This is a genomic window from Nitrosomonas sp. (assembly GCF_019752095.1).
In the GTDB taxonomy this organism is placed as follows: Bacteria; Pseudomonadota; Gammaproteobacteria; order Burkholderiales; family Nitrosomonadaceae; genus Nitrosomonas.
In genome coordinates this window covers 21,349-33,375 of record NZ_JAIEMO010000047.1, presented here as the reverse complement: position 1 = coordinate 33,375, position 12,027 = coordinate 21,349, and the positions used below count along the sequence as shown (strand labels likewise).

The window sequence follows — 12,027 nt, the reverse complement described above, 5'->3', positions numbered from 1 at the left end:
TTCTCGGCAATGCCGGCACTGCTTTTAGACCACTGGTTGCAGTATTATCTTTAATGCATGGACATTATCGACTGTCGGGTGTACCTCGAATGCATGAGCGTCCCATTGCGGATTTGGTTGATGCATTGCGACAATTGGGTGCAAATATCAATTATTTGGGCAACTCAGGCTTTCCTCCATTGGAAATTAAACCATCTACCCTGCATGTCAACGGCGATGCGCATACTGTTACAGTAAAAGGCAATGTATCCAGCCAATTTCTCACGGGATTGTTGATGGCCTTACCATTAAGCGGAAAGAAATCCATCATTGAAGTAACTGGCACATTAATTTCCCAACCCTATATCGAATTAACGCTTGTGCAAATGCAACATTTTGGCGTTCAAGTGGAACACACCCACTGGCAGCAATTTGTAATTCCGGCTCAACAAAAGTACCGTAGTCCAGGACACATATCCGTCGAAGGTGATGCTTCGTCAGCTTCATATTTTCTCGCAGCGGGTGCCATCGGTGATGGCCCAGTAAAAGTATATGGAGTGGGCCGAAACAGCGTACAAGGCGATATTCGCTTTGCTACAGCTCTAGAACAAATGGGAGCAAAAATATCCATGGGAGAAAACTGGATTGAAGCAAGTAGCGCAAGAAATGGTGACAACAGAAAACTTCTACACGCCATCGATTTGGATTGCAATCATATTCCCGATGCAGCCATGACACTCGCTGTAACCGCGTTATTCGCAGAAGGCATAACCATGCTGCGCAACATTGCCAGCTGGCGCCTGAAAGAAACGGATCGTCTTGCAGCAATGTCCACTGAATTGAAAAAACTAGGTGCGATTGTTGAAGAGGGCGCGGATTACTTGCGCATTACCCCTCCCATTCATGGCTTGACCCCGAACGCGGCGATTGATACTTATGATGATCATCGCATGGCCATGTGTTTTTCACTAGCATGTTTGGGTGCACCTGTGCGCATCAACAATCCTGATTGTGTGAACAAAACTTTCCCCGATTATTTTGGGAAATTATCACAAATTGTTCACTCTGAAACCAATTAATTTCACTGTACGGTCTTAACAAAACAACAAGACTCTTAATGAAAACCGAGAAAATTCCTGTTATCACAATTGATGGCCCGTCAGCATCCGGGAAAGGCACCGTTGCCCAATTAGTTGCCCAAAAGATTGGATTTCATTACCTTGATAGTGGCGCACTTTATCGTCTAGTTGCTTTAAAAACAACACTATCGCACGCTGATATCCACAATGCTGACCAACTTGCAGAAATTGCCAAATGCTTGGACATTGTATTTAAAAATGAACAGATCTACCTTGATGGCGTCATCGTCACAGAAAATATCCGTGCAGAACAGTGCGGCTTACTAGCTTCCCAATTGGCTGCTTATCCACAAGTTCGGGCAGCGCTAACAGAACGCCAACGCGCATTCCGCCAATTACCTGGATTGGTTACCGATGGACGTGATATGGGGTCTGTTATCTTTCAAGACGCCACGCTAAAAATATTTTTAACAGCCAACGCAGAAGTGCGCGCACAAAGGAGATATAACCAGTTGAAAGAGAAAGGAATAAGTGCTAACATTGCGGACCTGTTGCATGACATCAAGAAACGGGATGATCGTGACAGTAATCGTAGCATCGCTCCGCTAGAGCAAAGCGCTGATACACGATTATTGGACACTTCAGCGTTGACCATATCCCAGGCACAAGACGCCGTTCTCTCCTGGTATAATGAAATTGCGCATAAAGCCAGCGTTTGAATTTAGATAATATTCTTCTTAATGTCCAAAAACGAAAAGAAGAATTATCTATTATTCAAATATTTTATCAACTAACCCAGTCCACTGGCAACCAAGCCAGTCGGAATATCAATCAGGTATTTTTTATAATGACTACTGCTTCCACTGCAACCCAACAATCCTCCGAAAGTTTTGCCGCACTCTTTGAAGAAAGCCTTTCACGACAAGAAATGCGTATTGGTGAAGTAATTACCGCCGAAGTCGTTCGTGTTGACTACAATATTGTAATTGTAAATGCCGGACTTAAGTCTGAAAGCTTTATTCCTGTCGAAGAATTTAAAAATGATCGTGGTGAGATTGAAGTTAAACCCGGCGATTTTATCAGTGTTGCCATAGAATCTCTTGAAGATGGCTACGGTGAAACCCGTCTTTCCCGTGATAAAGCTAAGCGCTTAACCGCATGGCATGATCTGGAACAGGCGATGGAAAGCGGAAAGATCGTGACTGGCATGGTTAACGGCAAGGTAAAAGGCGGCCTGACAGCAATGATTAATGGCATACGGGCATTTCTACCCGGCTCTCTTGTAGATATCCGTCCTGTTAAAGACACGACGCCTTATGAAAATAAGGAAATGGAATTCAAAGTCATCAAACTGGACCGAAAACGCAACAATGTGGTCGTTTCACGCCGTGCTGTACTAGAGGCAACACAAGGAGCAGATCGGGAAACCTTGTTATCTAATTTGCAAGAAGGCTCGGTGGTTCAGGGTGTCGTAAAAAATATTACGGATTATGGCGCATTTGTTGATCTGGGTGGCATTGACGGTCTACTGCATATTACCGACTTGGCATGGCGCCGGGTAAAACATCCCTCTGAAGTCGTCAACATCGGCGATGAAGTTACCGCCAAAGTGCTCAAGTTCGATCAAGAGAAAAATCGTGTTTCACTAGGGATGAAGCAACTGAGCGAAGATCCTTGGGTAGGTCTATCACGTCGTTATCCGGCACGTACTCGTTTGTTCGGGAAAGTGACCAACCTAACCGACTATGGTGCTTTTATTGAAATCGAACAAGGTATCGAAGGATTGGTTCACGTTTCAGAAATGGATTGGACCAACAAGAATGTTTATCCTTCGAAAATTGTGCAACTGGGCGATGAAGTTGAAGTCATGATTCTCGAGATCGACGAAGAACGTCGCCGCATCTCATTGGGCATGAAGCAATGCCAAACTAATCCATGGGAAGAATTCGCCGCGACTCATGATAAGAACGCCAAAGTGCGTGGTCAAATCAAATCTATCACCGACTTCGGTGTATTTATTGGACTGCCTGGAAATATCGATGGCCTTGTTCATCTATCGGATTTATCTTGGAATCAATCTGGCGAAGATGCCGTTCTTAATTATAAAAAGGGCGATGAAGTCGAAGCTATGATTTTATCAATTGATGTCGAACGCGAACGCATTTCATTAGGCATTAAACAAATGGAAGGCGATCCTTTCACCAGTTTCGTTGCCGATAATGACAAGAACAGCATTGTTGTAGGCACGGTAAAGTCGATTGACCCCAAAGGTGCTGTCATAGCACTCGCTGATGATATCGAAGGTTATTTGCGAGCTTCCGAAGTCTCGCGTGATCGCGTTGAAGATATTCGCACTTTCTTGAAGGAAGGCGATAAAGTTGAAACCATGATTATTAATGTTGATCGCAAAAACAGAACCATCAACCTTTCGATTAAAGCGAAAGATAAATCAGATGAGTCAAGCGCCATGCAGAAAATTAAAGCTCCAGCTAATGCTGGAACAACCAGCTTGGGCGCTTTACTGAAAGCAAAAATGGATAGTAAAAATACTGAGCAATAAGGACATTTCATGACGAAATCTGAATTAATTACTCGACTTGCTGCGCGATTCCCTCAACTGGTGGCAAAAGATGCAGAGCTGTCAGTTAAAACGATTATTGATGCAATGGCTAAAAGCTTGGCTGGTGGTCAGCGTATTGAAATACGGGGTTTTGGCAGTTTCGATTTGAACTATCGACCGCCACGTATCGGGCGCAATCCAAAATCGGGAGAGAAGGTCAAAGTACCGGAAAAGTATGTACCGCACTTCAAAGCCGGAAAAGAAATGCGCGAACGCGTTGATTATACGGATAAGAAATAACTTTCACCAATCGCAGAACACTTGCATCTGTGCAGCGCACTTCAACCAATGACGATGCTGCACAGATGCGTTAAGTACTCACTTCTGCAACATTGGATCAATTTCTTGTTTGAGTGAAGAAATATTAAGAACTCGGTTTATTTCGAGCTTATAATTTAACTACGTCTCTAATAACCTGTACGGACTATACTTATTATGATGAATCTAGTTGCTTGGCTTTTTCGTATTGTAGTCTTTGTAATTCTTGCAGTATTTGCATCCCAAAACTCACAACCTATTATGCTGCAATACACTATTGATCAATCTATCGAACTGCCTCTCAGTGTTGTACTTTTGATATTCTTCACACTGGGTGCTTTTATTTCCATGATTTTCATTCGATGCCAATGTAGCACGAGCGATTAAACACCACTTCGCTTCATGCACGAGCCTCGCATCATTGTGGCACTGGATTTCTCAAGTGCCGAAAGTGCCTTACGGTTAGCAGATCAACTTGATCCTCGTTTATGCCGTCTTAAAGTCGGCAAAGAGCTTTTCACTGCCACTGGACCACAGCTGGTTGAGAAACTTATGGCGAGTGGATTCGAAATATTTCTTGATCTTAAATTTCACGATATTCCGAACACAGTTGCCAATGCTTGCAAGGCTGCTACAAGTTTAGGTGTATGGATGGTGAACGTACATGCTTTGGGAGGACGCAGAATGCTCAATGCTGCACGTGAAGCAATTGAACCTGGATCAACCAAACTTATCGCGGTAACTTTGCTCACCAGCATGAATCATGAGGATATCACCGATATTGGCTTAGTGGGTGAATCTGAACAAATTGTAGCACGCCTGGCGCAGTTAACCTACGACTGCAATTTGGATGGCGTTGTTTGCTCTGCATTGGAAACCGCGCTGCTTCGTCAACAATTTGGCAATGAATTTTGTTTAGTAACTCCAGGCATCCGTCTGCACCATGATAGTATCGATGACCAAAAAAGAGTAACGACACCGATGAAAGCAATTGCTGATGGCGCCAATTTTTTAGTTATTGGAAGACCGATATCACAAGCAATCAATCCGCTTCAAAAGTGTTTGGAAATATATAATGAAATGGGTATTTTTTTGTAGTATCGAAACACTCTATTAAGAGTAGACCGTCAAGAGAGCGCTTAATCCGTCATTCGCTTTTCACTTTGAACATCCCATCCCAGTCTAATCAGAGATACCGCTCAACCAGTAACATACTTTCCATTTAGAAAAAACGCTTGCGCTTCTGCGAAAATCTCAGAATACAAGTCAGCAGAAATTTCTTCTTCTCTGCTTATCTCTTGATTTTAAGGCGTTGTCACAGCCTCTGTGCAAATAAAAAACCCCCACATAACTTGTGAGGGTTTTTTATTTTAAACTTCAGTGTCTATATCATACAAGTCACTGCAAAAACTATTTCAGACTTTTCGCTATTATTAAGCGATGGTTAGATCAGTCGTTGCAATTGTGCTGTCTGACAGGCCAACTACACCGGTCAACTGGATCAGCATATCACCTGCACCTACACCGTCGGTTCCTTCAGATACGAATACATAGCTGTCGGTACCAAATTCAAATATTGCAAATTGCCCTGCGGCAGCCGCACCTGTTTGAATTGCAGCTTCAACAGCAGTAATTCTTTCAGCCAGTGTATCGTCAGCTGCGTTGAATGATGTTACAACACCTTCAGCACCGATTGTTGCTACACCTGCATTACCTGATCCTCCAGCAACGATCGACCAGTTAGCACCGCCAGTGAGTGCAAGAATATCAGAGCCAGCAGCAAAATCAGTGATGCTATCAGCATTATTACCCAACGCATTGGCAGTTGCTGCGGTGAAATCTGCAGTTTCGTCAAAATTGAAGGTATCAGCACCATCGCCACCCGTTAAGGCATCCTTGCCTGTGCCGCCAGTAATACTGTCGTCACCTGCGCCTGCACTGATGATATCACCAAAAATAGTACCGGTTAATGTATCGGTACCGCTATTGGAGGTAATAGTCACACCCTGTGTGCCATTGAAAGCAGAGGCATCCACTATAATGTTACCTGTTGCTGTTGATGCATCAACATCGGATAGCGCTGTGGTAGCTGCGTTAACTGTGTAAGAAACTTGCTGCTCGCCACTAATATTAACCGTAGTAATATTAGCGCTGTGGCCAGCAGTTGCACCAGCCAAGTTAATTACATATCCTTCATTGCCATCATCATCTGTGTCAGGATCTGAATCAGTGTTACTATCACTTGCAACAACATTAACAATATTAATCCCTTCCAGGTCTAACTGTACCGTATACGAAGTATCGTTAGCCGTCAGATCTGCATTCAGCATTACATTCAGCGTATCGTCGTTGGTACCCGCTCCCGTTGCTCCGGTCATGCCGATTATGTAATCGTTACCGGTATTAGATGCGCTCTGGAATTCCAGAGTTGCACCACTGCTAAAACCAGTGATCGTACGATCAGCACCAATTGCATTCACTGCAAATTGAATGTAGTTATATCCCAGGTTGTCGATCTCCAGGTTGGAACCAAGCGCATCGGTAATACGCAGTTGTTCAAAACCGGTGATTTTAGCCAGCACAGCGAGATCAGGTGCATCACCATCGTCCAGAAGCGCAGCTTCCGCACTAGCAATTCCCAATGTATCAGTACCTTCGCCACCTGTCAGCGTGTCTGCAGTCGTTGTTTCACCCGCAGCATTCGCCGTGATCAGAGTATCGTCACCTGCACCGAGGTCTATGGTGTAATTAACAGCAGCAACGGCGGTAATGGTGTCATCTCCACTACCTGTGGTAACAGTTGTATTACCTGCACTTGCACCTAGATCCGCAGTCAGATTACCCGTCAATGCTGAAGCAGCTAAAGTAGTTACTGTGGTTTCGCCTGTTAATGACAATTGCAGATCTTGATTACCCGTCACGTTAACGGTAGCAACACTGCCACTAGATGACAGCGCAACAAAGCTAGCACTGCCGATAGCAGCCAGATTAACCGTGGTCAATGCGGCACCGTTATAGTTAACAGAAACATTTGCTGTGGTACCTAATCCACTTACACTCAGATTACCGCTTGTTGCCGCAGCATCATTCGTAATTGTGATGGCTTCACCATCCGCCATGTTCTTAAGTGCGGTGGAAACGCCCGCACCCACAACATAGGTCTGAGCAGTAGTAGCATTATCCAAGGTAACTTTGGTTGCACTGGAGCTTGATGTATCAAAACCAGTCGGAGAATTGACCAACGTGAGATTTTCAACCGAAGTGGTTGCGCCAATATCATCTAAAGCTGCGGCAGCGAATACTGTCAGTGTATCGGTACCGTCACCGCCATTGATCTGGTCAGCAGCAGATACAGTTCCAGCATCACCGATAAAGCCATCGTCACCGGTAGTTCCGTTAAGGACATCAATACCATCGGTAAACACAAACACTTGTCCATTCGATCCTGATTCTGCCAGAACTTGATCAACATCTGCTTGTGTATAAGGCGCTGTTCCTTCAACAGTGCGTAAAACATTTTGCAAAGAAGTCAGATCATTGGAAGACGTTGTGCTAGAGAAAGCTTCGGCAACCAATGCCTTATTTGCCAGTAATGTAGCTGCCTCGGTAAATTCTTCCGGCGGGCTGTTTGACAAGAAAGTGACCGCATCATAAACAATTTTACCAAATCCAACGCCGGCATCAATTTGTGTGGTGAAGTAGTCCTCGGCTTGTGAAGCTGCACTGCCTTCAACGCCATCAGCCGTTAAACCAAAATTTCCCATCAACACCGCAACTTGCGAAGCAGTTGTCACTTTACCGCCCATAATATCGTTAGTAAAAAGCGGCAGGACAGCTAATTCATCAGCTAATTGACTTGTAGTGCCTCCATTCTCTACGTAATTTGCCAGAATAGTTAAATTACTACCACCTGGTGCCGCATTGAACAAACCTGCAACAATCTTCAGAATTTCAGTTTGTTGTGTACTCGTTATAGCCATGGGAGCTCCCTTGTTATAAAAATTAAAAATAAATACTAAAGTAAATTACTTGCAAGTTTTTCACTTTTCACTTTGTCTCTATGTGTAACTTCTGCGCAACTCACATTTTCCTAGCAGAAAATACCACAAAAGCCAAGTTAAAGTCCATTCTGCCCAAAACAAAACCTCTTTGCAAGTTTGTAACCGAAGTTTTCATGGGGCGTGTTGCTTAATTGCAACATTATAACGCCATTGATTTGCACTATTATTCTGATAAGCAGGATAAGAGTACGTTTATTCCCTCAATTCATCTGCGCAGGAGTGTGTTTATTGCAACGATACCAGATTTAACACAGATAGCTGTCGCCTAAGCAATGTATGGACTGCCAGATACAATCAAAAATTTAAGCAATCGGATGAGATACCAAGAACGCTGTATCTCCATAGATGAAAAGTGAACCAATCTTTTCCTACTCATTAATTTTCACGTATTTATCTGCGATAATACACTATTCAACATTCCAAGTTTTGCTTCTTGTACCTGCTCAATATCATATTCCCAAATAACTTCCGCAGCTTATGGTCGCACGCTCCGCTCACACTGCAAATGATTAGATGCGAAATGATTCGTCGATATCAAGACTCATTCCTGGGATTATTAAAGATCTTTATCAACCCTATCCTAAACTTGTCGATATACACACTTGCTCTCAGCGTCGTGCTTACAGTACGATTGAACCCCCAAGACCATGATAAATTTGCTTTTTCCTTGTTAATATTTATTGGATTAATTCTGTTTAATTTATTCTCTGAATGTCTTTCCCGTGCATCCGAATTGATACTTTCAAGCGTAAACCATGTCAAGAAAGCTATTTTTTCCCGGGCAATCCTGGTCGATTGGACCGACCTGAGCTGGTTTAATAAAATGCGCAGAGGATTTGCAGATGTCCTTTAATGTTTCGGGCCAAGAACCAGCCATTAACGTTGCGAAACTGTCTAAATGTTATCAGTTGTATCAACATCCCAAAGATCGTTTAAAGCAATTTTTATGGCCGCACAGATGGTGGGGTTCACGTCAATATTATCGCGAACTGTGGGCATTAAACGATATCGATTTAACGATAATGCCTGGGGAAGTCGTGGGTATCGTAGGTCAAAACGGTTCTGGAAAATCAACACTGCTGCAATTGGTTTGTGGCACCTCAACACCTACACGCGGTGAAGTGCAGGTGAATGGCCGTATCGCTGCTTTATTAGAACTCGGCGCCGGTTTCAACCCAGAGTTTACCGGACGCGAGAATGTCTTAATGAGCGCAGCGATCATGGGGTTAAGTCAAGCAGAAATTGCTGAACGCATTGAACAAATCATCGATTTCTCAGGTGTTCGTGATTTTATTGATCAACCAGTAAAAACATATTCCAGCGGTATGTATGTGCGCCTGGCGTTCTCTGTTGCCATTAATGTCGACCCGGATATCCTTATTATTGATGAAGCTTTATCGGTAGGGGATGGCGCATTTGCCCGCAAATCATTCACCCGCATCATGCAAATGCGTGATGCGGGAAAAACAATCTTGTTTTGCTCACATTCGCTGTTTCAGGTTGAATCTTTATGCGCTCGTGCAATCTGGCTCAACCAGGGCAAGATGGTCTCAGATGGAGAGTCCGCCCAAGTAGTGTCTGCCTATCAGGCATTTCTGGATTTAGGCACAATTGACTCAACAGCAACAGTAGAAACACATTTTACTAGTAAGAATGCCCCGGCACAGGACAAGAAGCACCCATCCGGCAATGCGCATCTGGAGAAAGTGCAATTAATAGCGAATGATGCCTGCACGCCGCAAACTGATATCACCAGTGGCCAGTCCAATGTCCTGATAAACATAAGCTTTGTTTCGGATCCCTCACTCCCGTGCCCGAATATCGCAATGACCCTGAATACCAAAGATGGCCGAATCATCACCAGTACAGCCACATGGGAAGATCAATTCGTGATTCAACGATCACCCGATGGATCAGGGCAAATTTGTCTCAGATTGAAACGATTGCCACTCCTCAAAGGAGAATATCTGGTAAATATCTATTTATTGTGTGAACGTGGCTTACATCTGTATGATTCAGCAGAAGCTATTGCAACCATACAAGTAAAACAGGTAGGACGCTTGCAAGGATATTTCTCAATTCCTCACCAATGGGAAAATACTACTATCATTCAGAATGACTAAATCTATCAATCACAGCTCAATACAAAGCACTCAACATTATCGTCAAGCCACTCATGTTGCCACTTCAATGACAACCATTGCGCCCTCTCCTTTTGAGTCTCTGGCGTTTCCATTCAATATATACGCTCATGCGTTACACCTACATGAGGGCATGGCTTCTGATTTGCATTTCGGCTTGTTTCAAAATGACAAAACTAGCATGCGAACAGCGCAGCAATCAACCCATGAGCTGCTACTATCAAAGTTACCGCCACCTCCTTGCCGTATTCTGGAAGTAGGGATTGGTTCAGGAACTACCCTATCTATGCTCAGCCAGCTCGGTTACGACATCTGTGGCATCGCTCTCGATACGCAACCAATCAAACACATCAACAAGAATTTGGAACCTAAAGTTTCTGCCAGTTATCCATCACTGGAAGCTTTTAATGCCAGATCAGACAGCTTCGATATTGTTTTATTTAAGGAATCCGCGCAATACATTGATCAGCTTGTAATTTTTAATAAAGCACTGGATCTGTTGTCGCCATCAGGGCATTTGATCATCATGGGCGAATTCATACTGAAGCGCGATGCAAAAAAATCGGAAAATCTCCATTCACTCGCAAACATGATCGCGCTGACTGAGCGATCTGGGTTTGAGTTGATTGAAAATTTGGATTTATCCGCCTTAGCGGCACCAACACTTGACTATCTGTTACAAGCCATCTCAACATATCGGCAGAGACTGATCAAGGATCTTTTCCTTAACCCTGAACAACTGACACAGCTCGAGCAATCTAACCGAATCAATCGGGAAAAATACACCAATGGACAAAATGGATATGCTTTGCTACGTTTCAGGAAAAAAACAACACCTCAATGGCGACTGCAACTACTAAAAGAAAATCAGCAACATGAAATGTTTGACTTGTTTAAAAAAACATTTCATCACACCATGACACCCGCTATCTGGCAATGGAAGTATGGTTCAAATTCAAATCATAAGCTGGGTGTATGGCGGAAAGACAAGCTGATTGCCCACTATGGCGGTATTGCCCGGCAGATTCTATTCTTTGGGCAACCACAAACAGCTGTACAAATCGCGGATGTCATGGTTGATAACAATGAACGAGGAATACTCACCAGAAAAGGACCTTTTTTCCTGATGACAGCAACTTTTCTGGAACATTACATTGGATATGGCAAACCTTATCTAATCGGCTTTGGATTCCCGAACGAGCGACACATGAAGATTGCGGAGCGACACGGATTATACGGACAAGTTGGAAAAATGGTCGAAATTTCCTGGACTCCGTTATCGAAATTCCCCCACTGGCGCACTCGATTATTTCCTATCACCTCATTAGATAATGACGCGCAAATCAGGCTAATCGTTAATAATTGCTGGCGCCAAATGGCCAAGGATTTGCAAACTGCATTAGTGGGTGTTCGCGACTGGTCTTATGTACAACATCGCTATATTAATCATCCTAGCCAGCACTACCAAGTCGTGTTGATAAAAAACCGCGGCGGCGACCAAACTCGAGGTGTACTGATACTGCGCTATGATGATCATGGTTGCGAAATCGTCGACATCGTAGCACCATTAGCCGAGATTCCCCTTCTCGTTCTGCACGCTCGCCGGTTGGCAGGGATTAATGGCCATCAGCGATTGTTTTGCCGTATTACAGAAAACTTTGCTGCCTATTTCACGATCACCGGCGGCACCCAAAAAATGCTAGATATTCGCATTCCCGCCAGCACTTGGGACACCGCTCCACCGATTGAATCTTTACGTAACCATTGGTGGCTAATGTCCGGTGATACGGATTTTCGCTAAATGAATCTGTATTTGGTTAAATCCGGCAGTTAAATGATGCGTAATTATACATTTCGATAAATGAGCTCACGACAATGAGTGCAATCTC

General features: G+C 43.8%; 9 protein-coding genes. 8 read left to right on the top strand and 1 reads right to left on the bottom strand.

The annotated features are described in order from the left end of the window. The 6 genes from aroA to pyrF form a co-directional block, all read left to right on the top strand. On the top strand, nucleotides 1-1,058 hold a 1,058-nt coding region (gene aroA, locus K2Q13_RS13190; RefSeq protein ID WP_292921735.1), incomplete at its 5' end, for a 3-phosphoshikimate 1-carboxyvinyltransferase. A 38-nt stretch (nucleotides 1,059-1,096) separates the two neighbouring features. Continuing rightward, nucleotides 1,097-1,777 (top strand): (d)CMP kinase, encoded by a 681-nt coding sequence (gene cmk / locus K2Q13_RS13185; protein WP_292921733.1) that lies wholly within the window; start codon nucleotides 1,097-1,099, stop codon nucleotides 1,775-1,777. Nucleotides 1,778-1,905: 128 nt separating this feature from the next. After that, nucleotides 1,906-3,618: a 30S ribosomal protein S1 gene (gene rpsA / locus K2Q13_RS13180; RefSeq protein ID WP_292921731.1), complete on the top strand. Its 1,713-nt coding sequence runs from the start codon at nucleotides 1,906-1,908 to the stop codon at nucleotides 3,616-3,618. 9 nt (nucleotides 3,619-3,627) lie between these two features. Beyond that, nucleotides 3,628-3,918, top strand: coding sequence for an integration host factor subunit beta (locus K2Q13_RS13175; RefSeq protein ID WP_292921729.1), 291 nt, complete (start codon nucleotides 3,628-3,630; stop codon nucleotides 3,916-3,918). 195 nt (nucleotides 3,919-4,113) lie between these two features. Further along, nucleotides 4,114-4,323 carry a LapA family protein gene (locus K2Q13_RS13170; protein WP_365726019.1) on the top strand — a complete coding sequence of 70 codons (210 nt, stop codon included), beginning with the start codon at nucleotides 4,114-4,116 and terminating at the stop codon, nucleotides 4,321-4,323. A 15-nt stretch (nucleotides 4,324-4,338) separates the two neighbouring features. Further along, nucleotides 4,339-5,034, top strand: a complete 696-nt coding sequence (pyrF, locus tag K2Q13_RS13165; RefSeq protein WP_292921727.1) for an orotidine-5'-phosphate decarboxylase — start codon at nucleotides 4,339-4,341, stop codon at nucleotides 5,032-5,034. Between the two features lie 335 nt (nucleotides 5,035-5,369). On the opposite strand, the gene K2Q13_RS13160 is transcribed toward pyrF, so the two are convergent. After that, complete coding sequence (locus K2Q13_RS13160) at nucleotides 5,370-7,916, bottom strand: calcium-binding protein (protein WP_292921726.1); 2,547 nt, start codon at nucleotides 7,914-7,916, stop codon at nucleotides 5,370-5,372. A gap of 923 nt (nucleotides 7,917-8,839) precedes the next feature. Between K2Q13_RS13160 and K2Q13_RS13155 the strand changes: the two genes are divergently transcribed. Together K2Q13_RS13155 and K2Q13_RS13150 are read left to right on the top strand one after the other, a co-directional pair. After that, nucleotides 8,840-10,120 (top strand): ABC transporter ATP-binding protein, encoded by a 1,281-nt coding sequence (locus K2Q13_RS13155; protein WP_292921724.1) that lies wholly within the window; start codon nucleotides 8,840-8,842, stop codon nucleotides 10,118-10,120. Further along, a complete protein-coding gene (locus K2Q13_RS13150; protein WP_292921722.1) occupies nucleotides 10,113-11,939 on the top strand; it encodes a GNAT family N-acetyltransferase in 1,827 nt (608 codons plus the stop codon). The genes K2Q13_RS13155 and K2Q13_RS13150 overlap by 8 nt, the downstream gene beginning before the upstream one ends. Nucleotides 11,940-12,027: the final 88 nt, after the last annotated feature.